Consider the following 25816-nt stretch of genomic DNA (forward strand, 5'->3'; position numbering starts at 1 on the left):
GCGCAGTGAGCGCGAGGAGTGAGCCGGTTTTGCGAGCCCCGCAGTCGCGATCGAAGGAGGCGCAGTGAGTGCCTACCCGTTCAGCGCGGTGCTCGGCATGGACGACATGCGCCTCGCCCTGCTGCTCAACGCCGTCTCCCCGGCCATCGGCGGGGTGCTGGTGCGGGGCGAGAAGGGCACCGCCAAGTCCACCGCCGTGCGGGCCCTCGCGGCGCTGCTGCCCCCGGTCGACCGGGTCGCCGGCTGCCGCTTCGCCTGCGACCCGGCCGCCGCCGACCCCGCCTGCCCGGACGGGCCGCACCCGGCCGAGCCGGCGGCCGAGCGCCGCCCGGCCCGCCTGGTCGAACTGCCGGTCGGCGCCGCCGAGGACCGGGTGGTCGGCTCGCTCGACCTGGAGAAGGCCCTCGGCGAGGGGGTACGCGCCTTCGAGCCGGGCCTGCTCGCCGCCGCCCACCGCGGCGTGCTCTACGTCGACGAGGTGAACCTGCTCCACGACCATCTGGTCGACCTGCTGCTCGACGCCGCCGCGATGGGCCGCTGCCACGTCGAGCGGGAAGGTGTCTCGGTCAGCCACGCCGCCCGGTTCCTGCTGGTCGGCACGATGAACCCGGAGGAGGGGGAGCTGCGCCCGCAGCTGCTCGACCGGTTCGGGCTCACCGTCGCCGTGGGCGCCAGCCGCGACCCGGCCGTCCGCGTCGAGGTGGTCCGCCGGCGGCTCGCCGCCGACGCCGACCCGGCCGGGTTCGCCGCCCGGTGGGCCGACGCCGACGCCGAGATTGCCCACCGGGTCGCCGCCGCCCGGCGGCGGTTGGACCGGGTACGGCTGCCCGACGCCGCGCTGCGCCAGATCGCCGAGGTGTGCGCCGCGTTCGACGTGGACGGGATGCGCGCCGACATCGTCACCGCCCGCACCGCGCTCGCGCACGCCGCCTGGCAGGGCCGGGACCGGGTGGGCGCCGAGGACGTCCGGGTCGCCGCCCGACTCGCGCTGCCGCACCGGCGCCGCCGCGACCCGTTCGACAGCCCCGACCTGGACGAGAAGCGCCTGGACGAGGCGCTGCGGCGGGCCCAGGACGAGCACCCCGACGACGAGTACCCCGACGACGACCCGCCCGGCGGCGGTCCCGACGGCGGTCCCGGCGGCGGCCCGGCAGGCGGTCCCGGCGGGTCCGGGCCGGACGGGGGCGGGGCGGGCGATCCGGCCGGCCGGCACGCCGACGACCACGGTCCCGGCGGCACGCACGCGGCGGGGCCCGGCGATCCCGGGTCGGCCGAGGCTGGCGAGGACGGTCGCTCCGGCGACCGGAGCGACCGCTCCGACCTGGCCGGTCGCAACGACGGCGGCCGGCCGGTGGACGACGACGGATGGCCGGACCGGACCGGCGCAGGCGCCGACGGGTGGCCGGACCGTACCGACGGCGACGGCGGGCCGGACGACGGCCACGGCTCCCGCTTCGGCGGCGACGCGGCAGACGGCGAGACCGGGGGCCGGTCGGCGAGCGGGGCGCACCCGGTGGCCGTACCCCGGGGTGGGTTGCGGGCCCGGCTGCTCACCGCGCCCGGGATCGGCGACGGCGTGCCGGGACGGCGCTCCCGGGCCCGGACCGGGCGCGGCCGGACCACCGGCGCGCGGGTGCCGGCCGGCCGGCCCGGGGCGCTGCACCTGCCGGCGACGCTGCGGGCCGCCGCCCCGCACCAGCCGGGCCGGGGCCGGCGCGGCGGCCCGCTGCTGCTGCGCCCGGACGACCTGCGCGAGGCGGTCCGCGAGGGGCGCGAGGGCAACCTGGTGCTGTTCGTGGTCGACGCCAGCGGGTCGATGGGCGCCCGGCAGCGGATGTCCGCCGTCAAGGGCGCGGTGCTCGCCCTGCTCACCGACGCCTACCAGCGCCGGGACAAGGTCGCCGTGATCGCCTTCCGGGGCGCCGGCGCGCGTACCCTGCTCCCGGCCACCTCCTCGGTGCTGGCCGCCTCGACCCGGCTGGCCGAGCTGCCCACCGGCGGGCGCACCCCGCTGGCGGAGGGTTTGCTCGCCGCCGCCGAGCTGCTGCGGGTGGAGCGGCTGCGCGACCCGAAGCGTCGTCCGCTGGTGCTGGTCGTCACCGACGGGCGGGCCACCGCCGGCGACCGCCCGCTGGACCGGGCCGCCCGCGCCGCGGCGGTGCTCGCCGCCACCGGCGCGCCCAGCGTGGTCGTCGACTGCGAGTCCGGCCCGGTCCGGCTCGGCCTCGGCCGCCGCCTCGCCGCCCAGCTCGGCGCGGACCACCACCGCCTCGACGCGGTCGCCACCAACCCCCTCCTGACGCTCGCCACCGGTCCGGCCTGCGCCTGCCGTGGCGGCACCCACCACGACTGCGCGACCGCGGCGGCCGGACCCGCCACCCTGACCAGAAGGAGCGCCTGATGCCGCAGGGCAAGCCGTCCACCGTGCCCGCCGACGGGCTGACCACCCGGCAGCGCCGCCACCGCCCGCTGCTGCTCGTGCACACCGGACAGATGAAGGGCAAGTCCACCGCCGCGTTCGGGCTGGCGCTGCGTGCCTGGACCGCCGGGCTGCCGATCGGGGTGTTCCAGTTCGTCAAGAGCGCCAAGTGGCGGGTCGGCGAGGAGAACGCCTTCCGCGCCCTCGGCGAGGTGCACGAGCGCACCGGCCAGGGCGCCCCGGTCGCCTGGCACAAGATGGGCGAGGGTTGGTCCTGGATCCAGCGCGGCGGTGAGGCCGACCACGCCGCCGACGCCCTGGAGGGCTGGCGGCAGATCCAGCGCGACCTGGCCGCCGAACGCCACGGCCTGTACGTGCTCGACGAGTTCACCTACCCGATGAAGTGGGGCTGGGTCGACGTCGACGAGGTCGTCGACACCCTCGCCAACCGTCCCGGCTTCCAGCACGTCGTGATCACCGGCCGGGACGCCGACCCGCGGCTGGTCGCCGCCGCCGACCTCGTCGCCGAACTGACCAAGGTCAAGCACCCGATGGACGCGGGCCAGAAGGGTCAGAAGGGCATCGAATGGTGAGCCCGGACGCGTCGTGGCCGCTGCCCCGGCTGGTGGTGGCCGCCCCGGCCAGCGGGCACGGCAAGACCACCGTGGCCACCGGCCTGCTCGCCGCGCTGCGCCGGCGCGGCCTGACCGTCAGCCCGCACAAGGTCGGCCCCGACTACATCGACCCCGGCTACCACGCCCTCGCCGCCGGCCGGCCCGGCCGCAACCTCGACCCCTGGCTGGTCGGCGAGGAGCGGATCGCGCCGCTGCTGCGGCACGGCGCGAGCGTCCCCACCCCCGCCGACGTGGCGGTCGTCGAGGGCGTGATGGGGCTGCACGACGGGGCGGTCGGCCGCCGGTCGTACGCCTCCACCGCACACGTCGCCCGGCTGATCGACGCGCCCGTGCTGCTGGTCCTCGACACCACCGCGCAGGGCCGCTCGGCCGCCGCGCTGGTGCTCGGCATGCGCGCCTTCGACCCCGGCGTGCGCATCGGGGGAGTGCTGCTCAACCGGGTCGGGTCGCCCCGGCACGAGACCCTGCTGCGCGACGCCCTCGCCGAGGTGGGCGTACCGGTGCTCGGGGCGGTCACCCGCGCCGCCGAGGTGACTGCCCCGTCGCGGCACCTCGGGCTGGTGCCGGTCGCCGAACGGGCCCCCGAGTCGCTCGCCGTCGTCGCCGCCCTCGCCGAACTGGTCGAGTCCACCGTGGACCTCGACGCGGTGCTCGACCTCGCCCGGACCGCCCCGCCGCTGACCGTCTCCGCCTGGGACCCGGCCAGCGCCGTCGGCGGCCCCACCGGCGGGGACCGTCCGGTCGTCGCGGTGGCCGGCGGACCGGCTTTCACCTTCTCGTACGCCGAGACCACCGAACTGCTCGCCGCGGCCGGTGCCACCGTGGTCCGCTTCGACCCGCTGCGCGATTCCGCCCTGCCCGCCGGCGCCCGCGCCGTCGTCGTCGGCGGCGGCTTCCCCGAGGTGCACGTCGAGGCCCTCGCGGCCAACTCCGCGCTCCGCGCCGAACTGGCCGACTTCGACGGGCCGATCGTCGCCGAGTGCGCCGGCCTGCTCTACCTCGGGCGCTCCCTCGACGGGGTGCCGATGTGCGGGCGGCTGCCGCACACCGCCCGGATGACCGGCACGCTCACCCTCGGCTACCGGGAGGCCGTCGCCGCCGCCGACTCCCCGGCGCACCGGACCGGCGAGCCGGTACGCGGCCACGAGTTCCACCGCACCGCCACCGACCCCGGCCACGGGGACCGGGCGGCGTGGCGCTGGGACGGCGGCCGGCACGGCTTCGTCGATGGCCGGGTGCACGCCTCCTACCTGCACACCCACTGGGCGGCGCACCCGTCGGCCGCCCGCCGCCTGGTCGAGGCGGCGGCCCGGTGAGCGCGCCGACGCTGACCGGGGTGGGCGTCGGCCCCGGCGACCCCGAACTGCTCACCCTCAAGGCGGTACGGGTGCTGCGCGAGGCCGACCTGGTGGTCGTACCGGTGATGGACCGGCTGGCCGCGGACGGCGACGCGCCCCCGGGCCGGGCCGAGACCACCGTGCGCGCGCACGTCGACGCGGACCGGCTGCGCCGGCTGCCGTTCGCCCTGGACGACCGGGGCGGGGTGACCGCCCGCCGGGAGCGGGCCTGGGACGCCGCCGCCCGGGCCGTGGTGGCCGCCCTCGACGGCGGCGCCGCCTCGATCGCCTTCGCCACCATCGGCGACCCGAACGTCTACTCCACCTTCGGCTACCTCGCGCAGAGCGTCCGGGCGCTGCGGCCGGCCGTCGAGGTGCGCACCGTGCCCGGGGTCACCGCCATGCAGGAGCTGGCCGCGCGCAGCGGCGTGCCGCTCTGCGAGGGCCGCGAACCGCTCACCCTGCTGCCGGCCACCGCCGGGCTGGCGCTCATCTCCGACGCGCTGGCCGGGCCGGGCACCGTCGTCGTCTACAAGGGCTGGCGGCGGCACCCCGAGCTGGTCGACGAGCTGCGCCGCCACGACCGGTTGCCGGACGCCGTGCTCGGCCGCTCGGTCGGCCTGCCCGGGGAGCGGATCGGGCCGGTCGACGCCGCCGCCGACGACCTGCCGTACCTGTCGACACTGCTGGTCCCGGCGCGCCGGGACCGCCGGGGAGGAAAACTGTGACGACCACCGGAAAGGTCTGGTTCGTCGGGGCCGGACCCGGCGCGGCCGACCTGCTCACCCTGCGCGCCGCCCGGGTGATCGGCGCCGCCGACGTGGTGATCTGGGCGGCCAGCCTGGTGCACGTTGACGTCCTCGCCCACGCCCGCGCCGACGCCGAGATCGTCGACTCCTCGCAGCTGCCGATCGAGGGGGTGCTGCCGCTGTACCGGCGGGCCGCCGCCGAGGGGCTGACGGTGGCCCGGATCCACTCCGGCGACCCGGCGCTCTGGGGCGCGGTGCAGGAACAGCTCGACCTGTGCCGGGCGCTCGACCTGGCGGTGGAGATCGTGCCCGGGGTGTCCTCGTTCACCGCGGTGGCGGCCATCGTCGGCCGGGAGCTGACCATCCCCGAGGTGGCCCAGTCGGTGATCCTCACCCGCCTCGAAGGTGGCAAGACGCCGATGCCGCCGGGGGAGCGGGTCCGCGACTTCGCCCGGCACGGCACCACCATGGCGCTGTTCCTCTCCGCCGCCCGCTCCGGGCAGGCGCAGGCCGAGCTGCTCGCCGGCGGCTACCCGCCGGACACCCCGGTCGTGGTGGCGTACCAGGCGACCTGGCCAGACGAGCTGGTGGTGCGCTGCGCGCTGGCCGACCTGGAGGCCACCGTCAAGGAGCACCGGCTCTGGAAGCACACCCTCTTCCTGGTCGGCCCCGCGCTCGCCGCCACCGGCACCCGCTCACACCTCTACCACCCCGGGCACTTCCACACCTTCCGCCGGGCCGAGCCGGCCGCCCGCGCCGAGCTGCGCCGCGCCCGCGCCGCCGGGTCGGGGGACGGCCCCCGGTGACGTACGCCGAGCCGCCGCTGCGCGAGCCGGACCTGCCGCGTACCGCGAAGGTCCGGCCCACTGCGCTGCGCACCGGCTGGACCACCGGCGCCTGCGCGACGGCGGCGGCCAAGGCCGCGGTGACCGCCCTGGTCACCGGCGTGCCGCAGCCGGAGGTGGAGATCGGGCTGCCCGGCGGCCGGCGGGTCAGCTTCCCGGTCGCCCGGTGCGACCTCGCCCCGGGGCCCGAGGCGCGCGCCGAGGCGGTGGTGGTCAAGGACGCCGGCGACGACCCGGACGTCACCCACGGCGCGCACCTCACCGCCACCGTCGACTGGCGCGCCGAGCCCGGCCTGGACCTCGCCGGCGGCCCCGGCGTCGGCACCGTCACCAAGCCCGGGCTCGGCCTCGCCGTCGGCGGCCCGGCGATCAACGAGACCCCGCGCCGGATGATCGGCCAGGCCGTGGCCGAGGTCGTCGACCTCACCGAGGTCGGCGTCCGGGTGGTGATCAGCGTGCCGGGCGGCGAGGTGATGGCCCGCAAGACCACCAACCGGCGGCTCGGCATCCTCGGCGGCATCTCGATCCTCGGCACCACCGGGATCGTCCGGCCCTTCTCCACCGCCTCCTGGCGGGCCAGCGTGGTGCAGGCGGTGCACGTGATGGCCGCCCAGGGCGAGTCCACCGTGGTGCTCTGCACCGGCGGGCGGACCGAACGGGCCGCCCGGGAGCTGCTGCCGGAGCTGCCCGAGGTGTGCTTCGTCGAGGTCGGCGACTTCACCGGCGCCGCGGTCACCGCCGCCGTCGGCGACGGGATGACCGGGGTGGTCTTCGTCGGGATGGCCGGCAAGCTGGCCAAGCTCGCCGCCGGCATCCTGATGACCCACTACACCCGCTCCAAGGTGGACCTGTCGCTGCTCGGCGCGGTCACCGCCGAGGCCGGCGGCGACGCCGACCTGGTCGCGGCGGTCACCGCGGCGAACACCGGGCGGCACGCGTACGAGCTGTGGGAGGCCGCCGGCCTGCTCGGCCCCGCCGGGGACCTGCTCTGCCACCGGGTCCGCCAAGTGCTGCTCCGCTTCGCCGAGCGGGCGGTCACCGTCGACGTGGCCATGGTCGACTTCGCCGGCTCCCGGGTCGTCGCCTCCTCGGGCCGGTGGGCGGCATGAGCGCCACGCCGTCGCGGAACGGTGAGCCGGTCACTCAGGGTGGTGGCGGGCGGCGGCAATCCACCGGCGACCGATATGACTCCCAGTCATATTTATGCCTGAGCGGCATACCGCTCACCGAGGACCTGTCCGCCGGCGCGGCCGTGACCGTGGTGGGGATCGACGCCGCCGGTCGCCCGGCGCACCCCGGGCTGGCCGAGGCGCTGTCCACGGCCGGGCTGGTGGTCGGGGCGGCCCGGCACCTCGCCGCCGTGCCGGTGCCGCCCGGCTGCCCGACCGTGACCCTCGGGCCGCTCACCCCCGCCCTGGACCGGCTGCGCGCCGCCGTCGCCGCCGGCGAGCACGCCGTCGTGCTGGCCAGTGGCGATCCCGGCTTCTTCGGCATCGTCCGGCGGCTGCGGGCGGCCGGGCTGCCGCTGCGGGTGCTGCCCGCGGTCTCCAGCGTCGCTGCCGCGTTCGCCCGCGCCGGGCTGCCCTGGGACGGCGCGGCGGTGGTCACCGCGCACGGGCGTGACCCCCGGCCGGCGCTCAACGCCTGCCGCGCGCTGCCCGCCGTCGTGGTGCTCACCGCGCCCGGCGCCGGGGCGGCCGAACTCGGGGCGGGCCTGGTCGGCTGGCCCCGCCGGCTGGTGGTGGCCGAGCACCTCGGCACGGCCGACGAGCGGGTCACCTGGACCAGCCCCGAGGACGCCGCCGGCCGCCCCTGGGCCGATCCCCATGTCCTGCTCAGCCTCGCCCCGGACCGGGCCGCTGGCGGCGGGATCGGCCCGATGCGCGCGGACAACCAGCCGGCCGCCGCGCCGGCCGGCGGCTGGGCGCTGCCCGAGTCCGCCTACGCCCACCGCGACTCGATGATCACCAAGGCGGAGGTGCGCGCCCTCGCGGTGGCCCGGCTGCGCCCCCGGCTCGGCCGGCTGATCTGGGACGTGGGCGCCGGCAGCGGCTCGGTGGGCATCGAGTGCGCCCTGCTCGGCGCGGCCGTGATCGCGGTGGAACGCGACCCGCGGGCCCCGGTGCGGGCCAACGCCGCCCGACACGGCGTCGACGTCCGGCTGGTGACCGGTCACGCCCCCGAGGCGCTGCGCGGGCTGCCCGACCCGGACGCCGCCTTCGTCGGCGGCGGGGGCACGGACGTGCTGGCCGCGGTGGCCGAGCGCCGGCCGGACCGGGTGGTGGTCACCCTCGCCGCACTGGACCGGGTCGCCCCCGCCGTGCACCTGCTGCGCGACGCCGGCTACGCGGTCGAGGGCAGCCAGCTCGCCGCCGCCCGCCTCGCCGACCTGCCCGGCGGCTCACTGCGCCTGGCCGCCACCAACCCGGTGGTCGTGCTGACCGGGGAGCGCCGGTGACCACGCCACCCACCCACCACACCGGACCCTCGCGGGGAGCGCACGTGCACCAGACCGCACCACCCGACACCGCCCCGACCGGCCCCGCCACCGCGCCCGGCTCGGCGGCCACGGCGCCCGGCTCGGCTGCCACCGTGCCCGGCCCGATCGGGGACACGACCGTTGCGGCCGCGAGCCCGACGGTCGGGACCGCGACCGGTCCCGCCAGCGTCGGGCTGGTCGCCGCCACCGCCGCGGGCCGGCGGTACGCCCGTACCCTCGCCGCCGCCTGGCCGCACGCCCGGGAGATCCCGGGGGAGACGGTCGCCGACGCGTTGCGGACGGCCTGGACGCAGTGCGACGCGGTGGTGGCGTTCCTGGCCACCGGGGCGGTGGTCCGGATTCTCGCGCCGCTGCTCGGCGACAAGCGCACCGACCCGGCCGTGGTGGTCGTCGACGAGGCCGCCCGGCACGCCGTCGCGCTGCTCGGCGGGCACGCCGGCGGCGCCAACGCCCTCGCCGCCGAGGTGGCCGCGCTTCTCGACGCCCGCCCGGTGGTCACCACCGCCACCGACGCGGTCGGCCTGCCCGGCCTGGACACCCTCGGCTGGCCGGTCGAGGGGGCGGTGGCCGCCGTCTCCCGGGCGATCCTCGACGGCGAGCCGGTCCGCCTCGACGCCGACGCCACCTGGCCGCTGCCGCCGCTGCCCGACAACGTGCGTGCCGACGCGCCGGACGGCGGGTACCGGCTGCTGGTCACCGACCGGGTCGTGCCGCTGGACGGGCGGACCGCCGTGCTGCGTCCGCCGTCCCTGGTCGCCGGGATCGGCTCCAGCCGGGGCGTCGCCGCCGCCGAGGTGGCCGGGCTGTTGCGCCGGGCGCTCGCCGGGGCCGGGCTGGCCGAGGCCAGCCTGCGCTGTCTGGCCAGCGTCGACCTCAAGGCCGACGAGGCGGGCATCGTGGACACCGCCCGCGCGCTCGGCGTACCCCTGATGACCTGGCCGGTGGCGGAGCTGGCCGCCGTCGACGTGCCGCACCCCAGCGAGGTGGTCCGCGCCGCCGTCGGCACCCCCAGCGTCGCGGAGGCCGCGGCGCTGCGCGGCGGTGACGCCACCCTGCTGGTGCCGAAGACCGCCTCGGCGATGGCGACGGTCGCCGTCGCCCGGCACGCCCCGCGCGGCCGGCTGGCGATCGTCGGGCTCGGCCCCGGCGCGCCCGACCTGCGCACCCCGCGCGCGGTGGCCGAGCTGCGCCGGGCCGCCGTGGTCGTCGGGCTCGACCAGTACGTCGCGCAGGTCCGCGACCTGCTGCGGCCGGGCACCCGGGTGCTCGCCAGCGGGCTCGGCGCGGAGGAGGAGCGGGCCCGCGCCGCCGTCGCCGAGGCCACCGCCGGTCACGCGGTCGCGCTGATCGGCTCCGGCGACGCCGGGGTGTACGCGATGGCCAGCCCCGCCCTGGAGTACGCCGACGCCCGCGTCGACGTGGTCGGCGTGCCCGGGGTGACCGCCGGGCTGGCCGCCTCCGCGCTGCTCGGCGCGCCGCTCGGACACGACCACGTCTACCTGAGCCTGTCCGACCTGCACACCCCGTGGGAGGTCATCGTCCGGCGGATCACCGCCGCCGCCGAGGCCGACCTGGTGGCGCTGCTCTACAACCCGCGCAGCCGGGCCCGGGACTGGCAGCTCGGCGCGGCGCTGGAGCTGTTCGCCGCGCACCGCCCGCCGGACACCCCGGTCGGCGTGGTGCGCAACGCCAGCCGCGCCGACGAACGGGTCCACCTGGCCACCCTGGCCACCTTCGACCCGGCCCTGGTCGACATGTACGGCGTGGTGGTCGTCGGCAGCACGCAGACCCGGCTGGTCGCCGGCCGGATGGTCACGCCCCGGGGGTACCGGTGGCGGCGGTGACCATCGGCGCCTGCCAGGGCTGCGGCGCCTGCCTGCTCACCTGCCCGACGCACGCCATCCGGCCCACGCCCGGCGGCCTGACCGTCCGCGAGGACCGCTGCACCGGCTGCCTGGAGTGCCTGGAGATCTGCCCGGTGGACGCCATCCGCGCCACCGCCGAACCCCGAGGAGAACGATGACATCGACCCCGACCGCCGCCCCGCCAGTCGGCCGGTGGAGCCGTGCCGAGCGGGTACGCCTCGGCGGCGTGGTGGCCGCCGTCGCCGCCCTGCACGTCGCCGGGTGGAGCCTCTACCTGTACTGGAACGACCAGCCGGCGGCGGCCGGCGGGCTGGCCGGCGCCGGTGCCCTGGCGTACCTGCTCGGGGTGCGGCACGCCTTCGACGCCGACCACATCGCCGCGATCGACGACACCACCCGGCTGATGCTGCTGCGCGGCCGCCGGGCGGTCGGTGTCGGCTTCTTCTTCGCCCTCGGGCACAGCGCGGTGGTGCTGCTGCTCGCCCTGGTGATCGGGCTCGCCTCGGCCACCATGACCGACGGCGGCCTGGCCGGGATCCGCGAGGTCGGCGCCGTCGTCGCGGCGGCCACCGCCACCGCGTTCCTGCTGCTGGTGGCGGTGCTCAACGCGGCGGTGCTGGCCGGGATGGCGAAGCTGTGGCGGCGGCTGCGCGCCGGCGCGCTGGACGAGTCCGAACTGGACCTGCTGCTGCTCAACCGGGGCCTGGTGCACCGGATCCTCGGCTCCCGCGCCCGGTCGCTGGTCCGCTCCTCCTGGCACATGGCCCCGGTCGGCTTCCTCTTCGGCCTGGGGCTGGAGACCGCCAGCGAGGTCACCCTGCTGTCGCTGTCGGCGAGCACCGCCGCCGGCGGCGGCCTGCCGGTGCTGGCCCTGCTCACCCTGCCGCTGCTCTTCGCCGCCGGGATGTCCGCCATGGACACCGCCGACAGCCTGCTGATGGCCCGCGCCTACTCGTGGGCGTACCGGCACCCGGCCCGGCGGCTCTGGTACAACCTGGCCACCACCGGGATGACCGTGCTGGTCGGCGCGCTGGTCGCCAGCGTCTACCTGGCCAGCCTGCTGGTCGACCAGCTCGGGCTGACCGCGCTGGCCGGGTACGCCGCGCTGGGCGACCACTTCGAACAGCTCGGCTACGCGGTGGTGCTGCTCTTCGTACTGGCCTGGGTCGGCGCGGTGGTGCTGTGGAAGCTGCGCGGCCATGACCGGCGCTACGGCGGCGCGGCCGAGGAGCGGCCGTGACCCGGGTCGTGCACCCCATCGAGCGGGAGTCGTACCGCATCCTGCGGGACCGGGTCGACCTGCGCCACCTGCCCCCGCTGAGCCGGGCGGTCACCGAGCGGGTGGTGCACGCCAGCGCCGACCTCGGCTACGTCACCGAGCTGGTCTGCGACGAGGCGGCGCTGGAAGGTGGGCTGACCGCGCTGCGCGCCGGCGCGCCCATCGTGGCCGACGTCTGGATGGTCGCCGCCGGGATCACCGGGGCCGGTCGGGACATCGTCTGCCCGGTCGCCGAGCCGGACGCCGCCGAGCTGGCCCGCGACACCGGGCTGACCCGCTCCGCGGCGGCGGTGCGCATCGCCCTGGACCGGGTCGGGCCGGGCGCCGTCTGGGTGGTCGGCTGCGCGCCGACCGCGCTGGCCGAACTGATCACGCTCGACGCGGCGCCCGCCCTGGTGATCGGGCTGCCGGTCGGCTTCGTCGGCGCCGCCGAGAGCAAGGCGGCGCTGCGGGCCAGCGGCCTGCCCGCCGTGTCCAACGTCGGCGAGAAGGGTGGCTCGGCGGTCGCCGCCGCCGCCCTCAACGCCCTGCTGTACCAGGAGGAGGCGACATGACCGCGCTGGTCATCGTCGGGCACGGCACGCGCAGCGCGGCCGGGGTCGACCAGTTCACCGCGCTCGTCGACCGGGTCCGGCGGCGCGCCGCCGGCAGCGTCGGCGACGTCGAGGGCGGCTTCATCGAGCTGTCCCGCCCGCCGCTGACCGACGCGGTCGGCGCGCTGGCCGGCCGGGGTCACCGGTCGCTGGTGGCGCTGCCGCTGGTGCTCACCGCCGCCGGGCACGGCAAGGGCGACATCCCCGCCGCGATGGCCCGCGAGCAGGACCGCCACCCCGGCCTGACCTACCGCTACGGGCGCCCGCTCGGGCCGCACCCGCTGCTGCTCACCGCCCTGGCGGAGCGGATCGACGCCGCCCTGGCCGGGGCCGACCGGGCCGGCACCTGGGTGGCGCTGATCGGCCGGGGCTCCACCGACCCGGACGCCAACGCCGAGGTGGCGAAGGTGGCCCGGCTGCTCTGGGAGGGGCGCGGCTACGCCGGGGTCGAACCGGGCTTCGTCTCCCTGGCCGAGCCGTCCGTGCCGGCGGTGCTGGAGCGGCTGCGCCGGCTCGGCGCCCGGCGGATCGTGGTCGCCCCGTACTTCCTCTTCGCCGGGGTGCTGCCGGACCGGATCGTCGCCCGGTCGACCGAGTTCGCCGCCGCCCACCCCGACCTGGACGTGCGGGTGGCCGACCTGATCGGCGACTGCGACGCGCTGGCCGACCTGGTGCTGGAACGGCACGCCGAGGCGCTGCGCGGGGACATCCGGATGAACTGCGACACCTGCGCGTACCGGGTGCTGATGCCGGGCTTCGCCGACAAGGTGGGCCGGCCGCAGACCCCGCACGACCACCCGGACGACCCGGTGGGCGGCCACCATCACCACCACCACGACGGGCACCACCAGCACGGGCACCACCAGCACGGCCAGGACCCCGGACTGCGCCCGGGGCAGGTCGCCGTGGTGGGCGGCGGCCCCGGCCCGGACGACCTGATCACGGTACGGGGGCGGGCGCTGCTAAACGCCGCGGACGTGGTGGTGGCCGACCGGCTGGCCCCGCAGGGCCTGCTCGCCGGGCTGCGCCCCGGGGTGCTGGTGGTCGACGCGGCGAAGGTGCCGCGCGGGCCGTCGATGGGGCAGGACACCATCAACGACACCTTGATCGCGCACGCCCGCGCCGGCAAGCGGGTGGTCCGGCTCAAGGGCGGCGACCCGTACGTCTTCGGCCGGGGCCACGAGGAGGTCCAGGCCTGCGCGGCGGCGGGGGTGCAGACGGTGCTGGTGCCCGGGGTGAGCAGCGCGGTCGCCGCGCCGGCCCTGGCCGGGGTGCCGGTCACCCACCGGGGGGTCGCGCACGAGTTCACCGTCGTCTCCGGCCACCTGCCCCCCGGGCACCCGGACTCCCTGGTGGACTGGGCGGCGCTGGGCCGGGCCCGGGGCACCCTGGTGCTGCTGATGGCGGTCGACACGGTGCAGAAGATCGCGGCGGTGCTGGTCGAGCACGGCCGGGCGGCCGACACCCCGGTCCTGGTGGTGCAGGACGCCGGCCAGCCGGGTCAGCGGTCGCTGTCGTCCCGGCTGGACGAGGTGGGCGAGCTGGCGGCCCGGGAGGACGTCCGGCCGCCGGCGGTCTTCGTGGTGGGCCCGGTGGTCGGGCTGCCCGGGCCCGCCCGGCCGGCCGATCCGGTTCCGTAGCCGCCGACCGGCCAGCCCGGACGGGTGGGACGTGTCGCCGTGGCCCGCCCGCCAGGGCCCCGGTCGACGTCAGCCCGCCAGCGCCCGGCCCAGCGCGTAGCCGAGGGTCGCGGCGGCCAGCCCGGCGGCCACGCTGAGCAGCACGTTGGCCAGCGCGTGCCGCCGGGCGCCGCCGCGGGCCAGCCGCAGGGTCTCGTAGCCGAAGGTGGACCAGGTGGTCAGCGCGCCGCAGAAGCCGGTGCCGACCAGGGCGGTGACGGCCGGCCCGGCGGGGACGGCGAGCAGCACGCCGAGCAGCAGCGAGCCGGCCACGTTGACGGTGAGGGTCCCCCAGGGCAGCAGCGAGTCGTGCCGGGCCTGCACGGCCCGGTCGGTCAGGTAGCGCAGCGGCGCGCCGAGCGCCGCGCCGACGGCGATGAGCAGGACGGTCACCGGTCGGCGCCCCGGTCCAGCAGCCGGCCGGCCAGCGCGTCCCCGACCCAGACCGCCAGCAGGCCGGCGACCAGCGTCGCCGCCAGGTACGCCAGCGCGGTCGGCACGGCCCCGGCGGTGACCGCCCGCTGGGCGTCCACCACGTACGCGGAGAAGGTGGTGAACCCGCCGAGCACGCCGACGCCGAGGAACGGGCGGACCAGCGGGCCGGCGTCGCGGCGGCCGAGCACCGCCATCAGCGCCCCGATCAGCAGGCACCCGGTCACGTTGATCCAGAAGGTCGACCACGGGAAGCCGGTGGGCGGGTGCGGCAGCGCCGCCTGGACGCCCGCCCGGGCCAGCGCGCCGAGCACCCCGCCGGCGGCGACGGCGCCGAGCACGGCGGCCGGGTGTGCGCCCAGCTCGCGCCGGTCGGCGGGTACGCGCAGGTCGACGTCGGGGTCGATGCGCCGGGATGCTGACACCTGTCCTCCTACGTGCCCGGGCACGGGCCGGGACCGTGGGCGTACCCGGCGCGGTGGTGCCGGTCGCGGCCGGGGCGGCGGACCCACCGCCGGCGCCGCCCGCGAGCATATCGCCGCCCCGGCCTCGGGCCCCGGCTCATCGCGGCCGAGGGCGGCCCGCTGGCGCAGGCCCGGCACCGGCTCCCGACCCCGGGCTGGCCGCCGGCCGGGTCACTGGTCGTCGGGCAGTGGGCGGGCGGCCAGCCCGCCGAGCAGCGCGCCCTCGACCGCGGTCAGCGTCACCACCCCGCTCCACACCTCCGGCGTCCAGCCGATTCCGTCCGCCAGCGCCAGCCCGGCCAGGTGTCCACCCCAGACCAGCGCGGCCAGCACCGCGCCGGCGACCGGCAGCCGCAGCGCCGCGTCCGGGCCGCGTACCGCGTCCGACCGGCACAGCACCAGGTCGGCGAGGGCCGCGCCGGCGACCGCGCCGACCGCGCCCCAGGCCTGCGGCACCGGGAACTCGAACATCACCAGGGCGAACAGCGCCACCCCGGCGACCACGGCGGTGGCCGCCCCGGGCGTGGCCCGGCGGCGGTGCGACAGCAGGAACGGCACGCCGATGACCACCGTGGTGACCAGGTACGCGTCCACGCCGAGGACGGCCGCCTGCTGGGCGCCGGAGGCCCCCGGCTCCCGGGTGGCGGCGGCGCTGAGGAACGCCGAGGAGTGGCCGAGCAGGATGGTGGTGGCCATCGTGCCGAGCGCCAACGAGGCGACCCCGGTCGCCGCCCGCGCCCCGCCCTCCCGGCTGGCCCACCAGGAGCGCAGCGGGCTGGTCAGCAGCAGCACCGCCCCGCCGTCGAGGAGCAGGTGACTGGGGCTGAACTCGGCGTCCAGCCCGACCTCCACCCCGAGCGTCTCGTGCCAGACCATGTCGGCCAGCCCGCCGGCGGCGAAGACCGCGACGCCGATCGCGCCCACCCGGTACCCCCGCGGCCAGCCGTCGCGCCACCACCGCGGCGCGCGGTCCCGACGCCGGTACGCCAGCCAGCAGATCCACCCCGCGCTGCCGACGAAGCCGGCGTACAGCAGGCCGTGCCACGGCGTGAAGAAGCCCTCGATGGTCTCGAGCAGGCTGGTGTGCGCCCATCCGTCGGCCAGCGCCCCGCCCACCAGGCACGCGCCGAGCAGGACGGCGACCAGGTCCTCCCGCCGGCTCGCCGGGGCCACCCCTGCCGGGCTGGCCGCCCGCCCGCCGATGCCCGCCGGTGCCGTGTCGGTACGCGTCATCGTCGCCACCCTCCCACGCCGTGTGCCACCCTGCGCCATTGTGCCGCTTCGATGCGTGATCGGGCGGCAGGCGCATCGGCCGTCGCCGCGCTGGTCGGCCGTCCGGGGCGGGGCGTACGGTACGCAACGTCGCCTCGGCGCGGACCCGCGCCGGTACCCGCGCGCACAGGAGGCACCGTGCAGGACCGCACCCCCTCGCCGGAGGAGCTGGAACCCGTCGAACGGGTCGGCATCGACGAGCTGCGTGCGGTGCAACTCGACCGGCTGCGCTGGTCGCTGCGGCACGCGTACGACAACGTGCCGCACTACCGCCGGGCGTTCGAGGCGGCCGGTGTGCACCCCGACGACTGCCGGGAGCTGGCCGACCTGGCCCGGTTCCCGTTCACCGGCAAGGCGGAGCTGCGGGAGAACTACCCGTTCGGGATGTTCGCGGTGCCCCGCGAGCAGGTGGCGCGGCTGCACGCGTCCTCCGGCACCACCGGCCGGCCCACCGTGGTCGGCTACACCCGCGAGGACCTGCGTACCTGGGCGCGGCTGATGGCCCGCTCGATCCGCGCCTCCGGCGGGCGGCCCGGCGACCGGGTGCACGTGGCGTACGGCTACGGCCTGTTCACCGGCGGCCTGGGCGCCCACTACGGCGCCGAGGAGCTGGGCTGCACGGTCATCCCGGTCTCCGGCGGGATGACCGAGCGGCAGGTGCTGCTGATCCGCGACTTCCAGCCCGAGGTCATCATGGTCACCCCCAGCTACATGCTGGCCATCGTGGACGAGATGGAGCGGCAGGGCGTCGACCCGCGCGCCACCTCGCTGCGGGTCGGCATCTTCGGCGCCGAGCCGTGGACCGAGGACATGCGCCGGGAGATGGAGCAGCGCCTCGACATGCACGCGGTGGACATCTACGGCCTGTCCGAGGTGATGGGCCCGGGGGTGGCCACCGAGTGCGTGGAGACCAAGGACGGGCTGCACCTCTGGGAGGACCACTTCTATCCGGAGATCATCGACCCGGTCACCGGCGCGGTGCTGCCCGACGGCGAGCAGGGCGAGCTGGTGCTCACCTCGCTGACCAGGGAGGCGATGCCGGTGGTCCGCTACCGCACCCGCGACCTCACCCGCCTGCTGCCCGGCACCGCCCGGCCGATGCGCCGGATCGAGAAGATCACCGGCCGGACCGACGACATGATGATCGTGCGTGGGGTGAACGTCTTCCCGACCCAGATCGAGGAGCTGATCCTGCGTACCCCCGCGCTGTCGCCGCACTTCCAGTGCGTGCTGGCCCGCGAGGGGCGGCTCGACACCCTGACGGTCAAGGTGGAGCGCCGCGCCGGGGTCGACGTCGAGGAGGCCGCCCGCGCCGGCCGGGCACTGGTCGAGCAGGTGAAGAACACCATCGGGGTCAGCGTGGCGGTGGAGGTGATCGCGCCGGACGGGGTGGAACGCTCGATGGGCAAGATGCGGCGGATCGTCGACCAGCGGCGGGTGGGCTGAGATGGCGGAGAACGGCCGGGTCGCGCCGAGGCGTACCGCCGCGCACGACATGTTCGACGCGGACGTGGCCTCCCGCGCCCTGGGCATCGAGCTGGTCTCCGCCGGCGACGGCGCCGCGGTGGCCCGGATGCGGGTGACCGCGGCCATGCTCAACGGGCACGCCATCGGCCACGGCGGCTTCGTCTTCCTGCTCGCCGACACGGCCTTCGCGCTGGCCTGCAACAGCCACGGCCCGGCCACGGTCGCCGCCGGCGGCGAGATCAGCTTCCTGCGCCCGGTCCGCGAGGGCGACCTGCTGACCGCCCGGGCCACCGAACGGACCCGCTACGGCCGCAGCGGCATCTACGACGTCACCGTCTCCCGGGGCGACGAGGTGGTCGCCGAGTTCCGGGGCCGCAGCCGGACGCTGGCCCGCGGCGTCGAGGGCTGACCGCGCGGCGCGCCGCCGCTGTCGGCGGTCTCCGGCACGATGACCGGATGACACACATCGTGCTCTTCCATTCCGTGTACGGGCTCCGGCCGGCCGTGCTGGCCCAGGCCGACCGGTTGCGCGCGGCCGGGCACCGGGTCGTCACCCCCGACCTCTACGGTGAGCCGCCCACCGACACCGTGGAGGCGGGTTTCGCGCTGTTCGACAAGATCGGCCGCGACGAGGTGCTGCGGCGGGGCCGGGCCGCGCTGGCCCCGTTGCCGCCCGAGACGGTGCTGGCCGGCTGGTCGATGGGCGCGGGAGTGGCCGGGGCGCTGCTGGCCGAGCGGCCCGACGCCGCCGCGTTGCTGCTCCTGCACGGCACCGGCGCCGACCCGGCCGCGGTCCGCCCGGGCCTGCCGGTGCAACTGCACCTCGCCGACCCCGACGAGTACGAGACGCCGGAGGAGGTCGCCGAGTGGCAGCGGGCGATGACCGGGGCGGGGGCGCGGCTGGAGGTGTTCCGCTACCCGGGGGCCGGGCACCTCTTCACCGACCCGGATGTGCCGGACCACGATCCGCGGGCCGCCGAGCAGACCTGGGAGCGGGCGCTGGCCTTCCTCGCCGGGCTGCCCGGCCCGTCGGCCGACTGAGCCGGCCGTCCACCGCGCCGCGCGCGTGCCGGTTCGCCAGCCGCCTCGCGTGCGGGGGACCGGTTCAGGCCACCCGTTTCAGCGGCGGGCCACCGCGCGGCGGCGTCTGGCCGGCGCGTTCCGCTGCCGCCTGCCGCAGTGCCAGGACGACGGCGGCACTGCCCCGACCGGCGGGAGGCGACGGCGGCCGGTGCGCGCGCCCGTCCGGCGCGCTGCGCACGGTCCGGTCGTGGCCCGCGACGGTGTCGGAGGCTTGCCCGTGCCGGCGCGGCCCGGCCGCGAGCCGGGGGAGGATCCGCACGACAGTGTCCTCGTGGCCGCCGCCGGAGCGCGGACTCCACCCCAGGTCGGAGCGGAGGTCGTCGGCCGCCCGGGTGCCCCCGTCCCGGACTCGGTTCCAGGTCGACGACGCCGGCGGTGTCGACCACCGCCCCGCGCCGTCCATGGTGGACCGGCGGCCGGGCGCGATCAGCTCGCGGCGCGTTCCGGCGGCGTGATGGTGCCGCCCGCCGTCGGGTGCTGCCGCCGAGGCCACGAGGGCGGCAACCGGCTCGGCGGGGAGGGCGGACACCTTCTCAGCGTCGAGGGAGGGAGTCGGCTCGGCGTCGGCCGGGCGCGCCGTGGCGAGGCGGGGAGCGGGCGTGCCGGAGCGGGTGGGCGCCACCCGTCCGGATGCCGCCGCGCGCCACTGCTCGGCCCGCCGGCCGAACTCGGCGCGGACGGCCCGGGGCAGCCGGTCGTACGCGGTCCGGCGCAGGGCCGGGTCCACGATCTCGTACCGGCCGTGCCGGTCGCACCGGAGCAGGGCGTCGGCGGTGGCGAGTCGGCGCAGCAGCGTCGCCGCCCGTCCGGGCGCCCAGCCGAGCAGCCGGTCGACGGCCGGCGCGGTGAAGTCGACGCCGAGCGCCGCGCCCGCCGTCAGTACCGCCCGCAGCGCGTCGTCGAGCAGGTCCAGTCGGGCGGAGGCCATCCGGCGTACCGCCTCCGGCAGGCCGGGCTCCCCGTCGCCGGTCGCCGCGACGTACGCGCCGGCGTACCCGGGCATGCCGCCGACCAGCGGCAGCAGCCGCCCGGCGAGCGCGGCCGGTCGGCCGGCGCGGCCGAGCAGCCGGCGCAGCAGCCGCCCGGTGTCGACCGCGCCCAGCGGCGCCAGCGCCACCCGGCAGCGGCGGTCGTCGGGCACGGGCAGCGGGTCGGCCAGCTGCGGCCGGTGGGTGGCGACCACGGCCAGCGGCAGTCCGCGCAGGGTGGCCGCCGCGAAGAGGGCCCGCAGGAAGCGGTCCAGCTCCGGCCCGGCCCGGTCCAGGTCGTCGACCGCGACCACCACCGGCTGCCGGGCGGCGAGGGCCAGCAGCACCTGGCGGCAGGCCGCCGGGCCGCCGGTCGCCGTGGCCGTGCCCTCCGGCGCGGCGAGCAGCGCCGCCAGCGCGGCGACCGTCGGGGTGGCCCGGGCCGGTGCGACCAGCCCGTCGACCAGGGCGGCCAGCCGCCGGTGGACCACCGCCGGCGGGTCGCTGTCGCGCACCCCGGCCAGGTCGCGTACCAGCTCGGCGACCGGCCCGAGCGCCCCCTTCGGGTACGGCGGGCAGTGCGCGACGCACCAGCGGACCGCCACCCCGTCGACCTCCCGCAGCGCGTGGCGCAGCTCGTGCAGCAGCCGGCTGCGGCCGATGCCGTCCGGCCCGACCAGCGACACCCAGCGTGGACGGTGCTCGCGGGCGGCCCGGACGAGCTGGTCCTGGGCGGTGGCCAGTTCCCGGCGCCGGCCCACCAGCGGGCCCTCGTGCCGGGGCCGTCGCGGCCGGGCCGGCGAGGTGACCCGCCAGACGTCGAGCGGCAGCGCCTTGCCGGCCAGCGCCACCGGGGCGAGCGCCCGCTGGTCGACCAGGTCGGCGGTGGCCCGGTGGGTGGCGGCGCAGACCACCACCCCGCCCGCCGGGGCGTACTCCTGCAACCTGGCGGCGGTCGTGGTGACCGCGCCGCTGGCCGCACCGTGCCCGCCGTCGCGGGCGGCGGCCAGGTCGACCACCGCCTCACCGGTGGCCACCCCGACCCGGACCCGCAGCCGCACGCCCCCCGGCATGGGCCGCCGGTCCAGGGCACGCTGGATCTCCAGCGCGGCCCGCACCGCCCGGTACGCGTCGAGCCCGTCGGAGCGGCGCGCGCCGAACAGCGCCATCACCGCGTCGCCGACGTACTTCTCCACCACGCCGTGCCAGTGCCGCAGCACCCCGGCGACGGTGTCGAAGTACGCGCGTTGCAGCGCCCGGATGTCCTCCGGGTCGAGCCGTTCGGTCAGCGCCGTCGAACCGACTATGTCGGCGAACAGCACGCTGACCACGCGCCGTTCCTCCCGAACCGGCCAGGGCGACGTGACGTCCTCCCGACCGGTGGCGACCGTGGACAGTGGCATCGCACCCACCTTTCCCCCCAGCAGCGGTGCCTTACGACATCCGGACACTGTCACCACCGGGCCGTCGGGGGATCTGCAGAACGACGTATGTCGGCCGGTCGCAACCTTTAGTCGCAATGTCGACGCGAGGAGTACCACAGCGGGATCAAGCCCGTAGAACGGTGCGGGGACCTGTGACTAGGCTGCGGACATGGCCAGCGATGTGGACAGTGCACCGCTCGTCGGCCGTGCCGACCAGCTGACGGCGCTGCGTTCCGCGCTGCTCGACGAGCTCGGGCCCGGGCAGACGGCGGCGGTCTTCGTCAGCGGTGAGAGCGGGGTGGGCAAGACCCGGCTGCTGCACGAGGTCGGGGCACGGCTGCGCGACGCGGGGGCGGTCGTGCTGACCGGCACCTGCCTGGACATCGGCGACGCCTCGCCGCTGCACCCGGTGATCCAGGCGCTGCGCCGCTTCGACGCCGAGCTGACCGCCACCCAGGCGCGGACCTCGTCGGCCGTCCGCGGCCTGCTGCGCACGTTCGCCGAGGAGACGGCCACGGCCGACGGCGGCGCGCTGCTGGAGCGGGTGTCCCGCGGGTTGAGCCTAATCGCCGAGGGCCGTCCGCTGGTGCTGGTCCTCGACGACCTGCAGTGGGTGGACCGGAGCACCCGGCAGCTGCTGCTCTACCTCCTCGCCGGCCTGGGCGACCTCCAGCTCTCCGTGCTCGCCGCGGTGCGGGCCGAGTCGTTGCAGGGCGCCCACCCGCTGCGCCGGGTGCTCACCGAGCTGCGTCGGCTGCGCTCGGTCCGGGTGGTCGACCTGGCCCCGCTGGACCGCGCGGACACCGACCGGCTGGTCGCCGCGATCGTCGGCACGCCGCCGACGCCGGAGGCCGCCGAGCAGGTCTGGCAGCGCAGCGGCGGCAACCCCTTCGTGGTCGAGGAACTCGCGCGCGACCTGCGCGACGGCCGCGACGGGCTCTCCGACACGCTGCGCGAGATCTTCCTGTCCCGGGTCGACGCGCTGCCCCAGCACGCGCACGCGGTGGTGCACGCCGTGGCCGCCGGGGTGGAGCCGGTCGAGCACTGGCTGCTGGCCGAGGTGCTCGGCCTGCCCGAGCAGGAGCTGATCGAGGCGGTCCGCGCCGCGGTGGCGCACCGGCTGCTGGTCGGCGCCGACGACGGCTACCGGCTCCGGCACCGCCTGGTCGCCGAGGTGCTCGCCCACGAGCTGCTGCCCGCCGAGCGCTCCGCCCTGCACCGGCGCTACGCCGAGGCGCTCACCCGGGCGCCGGCGGAGCTGCACCAGGCCCGGCTGGCGCACCACTGGCGGTTGGCCGGCGAGCCCGGCCGGGCCCTGCCGGCGGCGATGGCCGCCGCCCGCGAGGCCGAGCGGCTGCACGGTTTCGCCGAGGCGCACCGGCACTGGTCGGTGGCGTTGCAGCTGGCCGACACCCCGCCCGCCGGGCCGACGGAGGCGGCGCCGGTGGAGGTCGACCGGGCGACGCTGCTGGAGCACGCGGCCGAGACCGCCCACCAGTGCGGCGAGCACGCCCGGGCGCTCTCCCTGCTGGCCGAGCTGGCCGGCGGTGACGACGCCGAGCCGTCCTGCGCGCTGCGCATCCGGCGGGCCCGCTACCTCGCCGCCGCCGGACGCTCCGCCCCCGCCGAGGCCGAGTACCAGCGCGTGCTGGAGGCCGCCGACTGCACCTCCCGGGAACGGGCCACCGCCGCCGCCCACCTCGCCGAGCTGCTGCTGCACCTGGGCCGGTACGCCGACGCCGGCGCCCGGGCCCGGGAGGCGCTGGCGCTCGCGGCCGAGGTCGACGGCAGCACCACCGAGGTGGTGCTGGCCAGCTCGGCGCTCGGCTTCAGCGAGGCGTTCCTGGAGGACCCGGACGCCGGCCTGGCCGTGGTGCGGCGGGCGCTGGAGATCGCCGAGCGGGCCGGCCGGCCCGAGGACGTGGCGTGCGCGTACCTGCATCTGGCGGAGCTGCTGACCGGGCCGCTGAACATCCTCGAGGAGGGGGTGGTGGTGGCCCGCCGGGGTGCCGAGCGGGTCGCCGAGCTGGGGCTGGGACGCACCTACGAGACCCGGCTGCTGGCCATCGCCACCAACGGGCTGTTCCGGGTGGGGCAGTGGGCCGAGGCGGAGAAGGTCGTCGCGGCGGCGCTGCGGCACCGCCCGTCCGGCGCGGACGCGGTCGAGCTGCTGCTGGCCCGGTGCCGCCTCTCCGTGGGCTACGGCGACGTGGAGGCCTCCGACCGCGACCTGGAGGCGGTGGCCACGGTGCTGGCCGGTGGCGGGGCGCGGCACGTGCTGCCGATGCTGATCCTGCGGGCCGGGCTGGCGATGTGGCAGGGCCGGCACGACGTGGCCCGGCAGGCCGTGCAGCGCGGCCTCACCGAGAGCCGCTCGGACGACGTGGTGCTGCTGGCCACCCTCGCCTGGCACGGCCTGCGCGCCGAGGCGGAGGCGCACGCCAGCCGGACGGTGCCGGTCGACGAGACCGTGGTCCGGCGGCTGCGCGAGGTGGTCGACCGGGTGGCCCGCAAGAGCGCCCACGCCGCCCGGCCGGTACGCCTGGGCGCGGAGGGCTTCCTGGTGCTCTGCACGGCCGAGCTGAGTCGACTCGACGGGCGGGGCGACCCCGACCTGTGGGCCCGGTCGGCCGCCGAGTGGGACCGGCGCAACCACCCGTACCCGGCGGCGTACTCGCGGCTGCGGCAGGCCGAGGCGCTGCTCGCCCGACGCAGCCGCAGCGCGACCGCGGCCAAGCTGCTGCGGCGGGCGTACGAGATGGCGCAGGGGCTGGGTGCCGTGCCGCTGACCAGCGAGATCAAGACCCTCGCCGGGCGGGCCCGGGTGGAGCTGGAGGAGCGCGCCCAGCCGGCCGGCGGCGCGGGGGCGACCTGCGGCGAGCCGGTCAGCGACGAGCTGGCGGTGCTGACCGCCCGGGAGCGCGAGGTGCTCGCCGCGGTGGCCGAGGGGTTGACCAACAAGGAGATCGGCCAGCGGCTGTTCATCAGCGAGCGGACCATCGGCGTGCACGTCTCGCACATCTTCGACAAGCTCCAGGTGCGTACCCGGGTCCAGGCCAGCGCGATCTACCTGCGCAACCGCGCCGACTGACGCACACCGGGCCGAGACGAATACGTCGTTCTACTGATCCCGTACGTCGGTGGCGCTGGAAGGCTGTCCAGCGACGCCGACGGCACGGGGGTGCCCCGACCACTGTGGAGGAGACATGACGGAACCGGTCTGGGGCCCGGTCCACGCCGACATCGTCGGGCTGCTGGCGGACCACCCGGGCGACGTGCCGGCGGTGGTGGACCACCTCACCAAGCTCCAGGACCTGCTGGTGCGGCTGCCTCCGCTGGAGCGCAGCTGCCCGCTGGCCGACTTCAACGAGCTGTACCTGACCATCACCACCAGCGTGCTGGAGGGGCTGTACGACGACTTCTTCGCCGACCCGGTCTTCCTGTCCCGGCTCGACGTGGAGTTCGCCACCCGCTACTTCGACGCGCTGCGGCTGTGGACGGAGTCCAGCCCGACCACCCCGAAGGCCTGGTCGTGCCTGTTCAAGCGGATGCGCGGCCCGGACGCCCGGCCGCTGCCGTCGGCGGCGGCGGGGGTGAACGCGCACATCAACTTCGACCTGCCGTTCGCGCTGGTGACGACCTTCGACCACCTGGAGTCCGAGCCGGTCGACGGCAGCGAGCAGCACCGCGACTATCTCAAGATCAACGACATCTTCGCCGACAAGATCCCCTCGCTGCGGCGCGGCTACCTGGAGCGGTGGCAGCTGCTGATCGACATGCTCAACGGGGACGTCGACGACTGGTACCAGGGCGAACTGGTGGAATACACCCGGGACGTGGCCTGGCGCAACGCCCAGAAGATCTGGCGGTGCCGGCACGACCCGCACGCCCGCGACTGCGAGCGCACGCGGCTGGACGACAACGCCGCGGCACTCGGCCGGCTACTGCTGTCGCCACTGGGGGCGTTCCTGCAGTAGCCGGGGACGGGGGGTCCCCGCGCTCCGGGAAACCGGGGCGCGGGGACGCGTCCCCGCCGGGCAGGATGGCCGGATGCCGCTGACCGAACAGCCCCTGCCCGGCAACGTCACCACCGGCGTGGTCCGGGTCGGCGACACGGTGCGCCGGCCGGTCGGCCCGTGGACCGACAACGTCGACGCGCTGCTGGCGCACCTGCACGCGGTGGGCTTCACCGGCGCGCCCCGGCCGCTGGGCCGCGACGCGGGGGGCCGCCAGGTGCTGGAGTACGTGCCGGGGGAGTGCGGGCCGGAGGCCGGGACGTACCCGCTGGCGGAACTGGCCTCGATCGGCCGCCTGCTGGCCGACCTGCACGACGCGGTGGTGGGGTTCGTGCCCCCGGAGCCGGCCGGCTGGCGGGTGGCCATCGCCCCGGACGGCGCCGACCTCGTCTGCCACCACGACGCCGCGCCCTGGAATCTGGTCCGCGCCGACCGCGGCTGGGTGCTGATCGACTGGGACGGCGCCGGCCCCGGCACCCGGCGCTGGGAGTTGGCGTACGCCGCGCAGGCCATGGCGGGGATGCGGCCGGACCGGCCGGTCGCCGAGTCCGCGCGCCGGCTGCGCGCCCTGGTCGACGGGTACGGCCTGGCCGGCGCGGACCGTCCGGCGCTGGCCGCCACCCTGGGCCGCCGGGCCCGGGCGATGTACGCGCTGCTGCGCGACGGCGCCCGCGACGGGGTGCAGCCCTGGGCCCGGATCTTCACCGTCGACGGCCCGTACTGGCGGTCCACCGCCGCGCACCTGGACGCGCACGTCGAGGACTGGGCCCGCGCGCTGGAGTGAGCGGG

21 protein-coding genes and 1 pseudogene are annotated in these 25816 nt (G+C 77.3%); 18 read left to right on the forward strand and 4 right to left on the reverse strand.

Going from position 1 to position 25816, the window contains the following annotated elements; translation table 11 throughout:
* Positions 1 to 5 precede the first annotated feature (5 nt).
* From FHX75_RS02115 to cobA, 12 genes and pseudogenes are all read left to right on the forward strand, one after another.
* Positions 6 to 2332: pseudogene (locus tag FHX75_RS02115) on the forward strand (VWA domain-containing protein); the annotation flags it as partial.
* A 68-nt stretch (positions 2333 to 2400) separates the two neighbouring features.
* Positions 2401 to 3012 (forward strand): cob(I)yrinic acid a,c-diamide adenosyltransferase, encoded by a 612-nt coding sequence (gene cobO, locus FHX75_RS02120; RefSeq protein ID WP_154936395.1) that lies wholly within the window; start codon positions 2401 to 2403, stop codon positions 3010 to 3012.
* A complete protein-coding gene (locus FHX75_RS02125) occupies positions 3006 to 4370 on the forward strand; it encodes a cobyrinic acid a,c-diamide synthase CobB (protein ID WP_154936396.1) in 1365 nt (454 codons plus the stop codon). Before cobO ends, FHX75_RS02125 begins: the two co-directional genes overlap by 7 nt.
* Entirely contained in the window at positions 4367 to 5119 is a 753-nt protein-coding gene (gene cobI, locus FHX75_RS02130) for a precorrin-2 C(20)-methyltransferase (RefSeq protein ID WP_154936397.1), read from the forward strand. Before FHX75_RS02125 ends, cobI begins: the two co-directional genes overlap by 4 nt.
* A complete protein-coding gene (gene cobM, locus FHX75_RS02135) occupies positions 5116 to 5946 on the forward strand; it encodes a precorrin-4 C(11)-methyltransferase (RefSeq protein WP_154936398.1) in 831 nt (276 codons plus the stop codon). The genes cobI and cobM overlap by 4 nt, the downstream gene beginning before the upstream one ends.
* Positions 5943 to 7094, forward strand: coding sequence for a cobalt-precorrin-5B (C(1))-methyltransferase (locus FHX75_RS02140; RefSeq protein ID WP_154936399.1), 1152 nt, complete (start codon positions 5943 to 5945; stop codon positions 7092 to 7094). The genes cobM and FHX75_RS02140 overlap by 4 nt, the downstream gene beginning before the upstream one ends.
* The gene (cbiE, locus tag FHX75_RS02145) at positions 7091 to 8443 is read left to right on the forward strand and encodes a precorrin-6y C5,15-methyltransferase (decarboxylating) subunit CbiE (protein WP_154936400.1); all 1353 of its coding nucleotides are present in this window, start codon (positions 7091 to 7093) and stop codon (positions 8441 to 8443) included. The genes FHX75_RS02140 and cbiE overlap by 4 nt, the downstream gene beginning before the upstream one ends.
* Before the next feature lie 215 nt (positions 8444 to 8658).
* Entirely contained in the window at positions 8659 to 10329 is a 1671-nt protein-coding gene (cobJ, locus tag FHX75_RS02150) for a precorrin-3B C(17)-methyltransferase (protein ID WP_246157844.1), read from the forward strand.
* On the forward strand, positions 10317 to 10508 hold the full coding sequence (locus FHX75_RS02155) for a 4Fe-4S binding protein (RefSeq protein ID WP_154936401.1): 192 nt from the start codon (positions 10317 to 10319) through the stop codon (positions 10506 to 10508). Before cobJ ends, FHX75_RS02155 begins: the two co-directional genes overlap by 13 nt.
* The gene (locus FHX75_RS02160; RefSeq protein ID WP_154936402.1) at positions 10505 to 11590 is read left to right on the forward strand and encodes a HoxN/HupN/NixA family nickel/cobalt transporter; all 1086 of its coding nucleotides are present in this window, start codon (positions 10505 to 10507) and stop codon (positions 11588 to 11590) included. The genes FHX75_RS02155 and FHX75_RS02160 overlap by 4 nt, the downstream gene beginning before the upstream one ends.
* A complete protein-coding gene (locus FHX75_RS02165) occupies positions 11587 to 12183 on the forward strand; it encodes a precorrin-8X methylmutase (protein WP_154936403.1) in 597 nt (198 codons plus the stop codon). Before FHX75_RS02160 ends, FHX75_RS02165 begins: the two co-directional genes overlap by 4 nt.
* The gene (gene cobA, locus FHX75_RS02170) at positions 12180 to 13862 is read left to right on the forward strand and encodes a uroporphyrinogen-III C-methyltransferase (RefSeq protein ID WP_154936404.1); all 1683 of its coding nucleotides are present in this window, start codon (positions 12180 to 12182) and stop codon (positions 13860 to 13862) included. The genes FHX75_RS02165 and cobA overlap by 4 nt, the downstream gene beginning before the upstream one ends.
* Before the next feature lie 69 nt (positions 13863 to 13931).
* Here cobA and crcB read toward each other — a convergent pair whose 3' ends face one another.
* The 3 genes from crcB to FHX75_RS02185 form a co-directional block, all read right to left on the reverse strand.
* A complete protein-coding gene (gene crcB, locus FHX75_RS02175; protein ID WP_154936405.1) occupies positions 13932 to 14294 on the reverse strand; it encodes a fluoride efflux transporter CrcB in 363 nt (120 codons plus the stop codon).
* Positions 14291 to 14758 carry a FluC/FEX family fluoride channel gene (locus FHX75_RS02180; protein ID WP_246157540.1) on the reverse strand — a complete coding sequence of 156 codons (468 nt, stop codon included), beginning with the start codon at positions 14756 to 14758 and terminating at the stop codon, positions 14291 to 14293. Before FHX75_RS02180 ends, crcB begins: the two co-directional genes overlap by 4 nt.
* Before the next feature lie 210 nt (positions 14759 to 14968).
* Entirely contained in the window at positions 14969 to 16030 is a 1062-nt protein-coding gene (locus FHX75_RS02185) for a hypothetical protein (protein WP_154936407.1), read from the reverse strand.
* 177 nt (positions 16031 to 16207) lie between these two features.
* Between FHX75_RS02185 and paaK the strand changes: the two genes are divergently transcribed.
* From paaK to FHX75_RS02200, 3 genes are read left to right on the forward strand one after another with little or no spacing between them, the layout of a single operon-like run.
* The gene (paaK, locus tag FHX75_RS02190; protein ID WP_154936408.1) at positions 16208 to 17515 is read left to right on the forward strand and encodes a phenylacetate--CoA ligase PaaK; all 1308 of its coding nucleotides are present in this window, start codon (positions 16208 to 16210) and stop codon (positions 17513 to 17515) included.
* 1 nt (position 17516) lies between these two features.
* Positions 17517 to 17945, forward strand: a complete 429-nt coding sequence (gene paaI, locus FHX75_RS02195; protein WP_154936409.1) for a hydroxyphenylacetyl-CoA thioesterase PaaI — start codon at positions 17517 to 17519, stop codon at positions 17943 to 17945.
* A gap of 47 nt (positions 17946 to 17992) precedes the next feature.
* Positions 17993 to 18577, forward strand: a complete 585-nt coding sequence (locus FHX75_RS02200) for a dienelactone hydrolase family protein (RefSeq protein WP_154936410.1) — start codon at positions 17993 to 17995, stop codon at positions 18575 to 18577.
* 64 nt (positions 18578 to 18641) lie between these two features.
* On the opposite strand, the gene FHX75_RS02205 is transcribed toward FHX75_RS02200, so the two are convergent.
* Positions 18642 to 20990 carry an adenylate/guanylate cyclase domain-containing protein gene (locus FHX75_RS02205; RefSeq protein WP_154936411.1) on the reverse strand — a complete coding sequence of 783 codons (2349 nt, stop codon included), beginning with the start codon at positions 20988 to 20990 and terminating at the stop codon, positions 18642 to 18644.
* A gap of 190 nt (positions 20991 to 21180) precedes the next feature.
* Between FHX75_RS02205 and FHX75_RS02210 the strand changes: the two genes are divergently transcribed.
* The 3 genes from FHX75_RS02210 to FHX75_RS02220 all read left to right on the forward strand — a co-directional run bounded on the left by FHX75_RS02210 (position 21181) and on the right by FHX75_RS02220 (position 25811).
* The gene (locus tag FHX75_RS02210) at positions 21181 to 24102 is read left to right on the forward strand and encodes a helix-turn-helix transcriptional regulator (RefSeq protein WP_154936412.1); all 2922 of its coding nucleotides are present in this window, start codon (positions 21181 to 21183) and stop codon (positions 24100 to 24102) included.
* A gap of 115 nt (positions 24103 to 24217) precedes the next feature.
* A complete protein-coding gene (locus tag FHX75_RS02215; RefSeq protein WP_154936413.1) occupies positions 24218 to 24988 on the forward strand; it encodes a DUF5995 family protein in 771 nt (256 codons plus the stop codon).
* 73 nt (positions 24989 to 25061) lie between these two features.
* A complete protein-coding gene (locus FHX75_RS02220; RefSeq protein ID WP_154936414.1) occupies positions 25062 to 25811 on the forward strand; it encodes a phosphotransferase in 750 nt (249 codons plus the stop codon).
* Positions 25812 to 25816: the final 5 nt, after the last annotated feature.

The sequence above is a fragment of the Micromonospora palomenae genome (assembly GCF_007829925.1).
Lineage (GTDB): Bacteria > Actinomycetota > Actinomycetes > Mycobacteriales > Micromonosporaceae > Micromonospora > Micromonospora purpureochromogenes.

Coding starts and splice junctions, on each gene's coding strand:
- cobO (WP_154936395.1), top strand. CDS start 2,401: ATGCCGCAGGGCAAGCCGTCCACCGTGCCCGCCGACGGGCTGACCACC.
- FHX75_RS02125 (WP_154936396.1), top strand. CDS start 3,006: ATGGTGAGCCCGGACGCGTCGTGGCCGCTGCCCCGGCTGGTGGTGGCC.
- cbiE (WP_154936400.1), top strand. CDS start 7,091: ATGAGCGCCACGCCGTCGCGGAACGGTGAGCCGGTCACTCAGGGTGGT.
- FHX75_RS02160 (WP_154936402.1), top strand. CDS start 10,505: ATGACATCGACCCCGACCGCCGCCCCGCCAGTCGGCCGGTGGAGCCGT.
- cobA (WP_154936404.1), top strand. CDS start 12,180: ATGACCGCGCTGGTCATCGTCGGGCACGGCACGCGCAGCGCGGCCGGG.
- FHX75_RS02185 (WP_154936407.1), bottom strand. CDS start 16,030: ATGACGCGTACCGACACGGCACCGGCGGGCATCGGCGGGCGGGCGGCC.
- paaI (WP_154936409.1), top strand. CDS start 17,517: ATGGCGGAGAACGGCCGGGTCGCGCCGAGGCGTACCGCCGCGCACGAC.
- FHX75_RS02200 (WP_154936410.1), top strand. CDS start 17,993: ATGACACACATCGTGCTCTTCCATTCCGTGTACGGGCTCCGGCCGGCC.
- FHX75_RS02205 (WP_154936411.1), bottom strand. CDS start 20,990: ATGCCACTGTCCACGGTCGCCACCGGTCGGGAGGACGTCACGTCGCCC.
- FHX75_RS02210 (WP_154936412.1), top strand. CDS start 21,181: ATGGCCAGCGATGTGGACAGTGCACCGCTCGTCGGCCGTGCCGACCAG.
- FHX75_RS02215 (WP_154936413.1), top strand. CDS start 24,218: ATGACGGAACCGGTCTGGGGCCCGGTCCACGCCGACATCGTCGGGCTG.
- FHX75_RS02220 (WP_154936414.1), top strand. CDS start 25,062: ATGCCGCTGACCGAACAGCCCCTGCCCGGCAACGTCACCACCGGCGTG.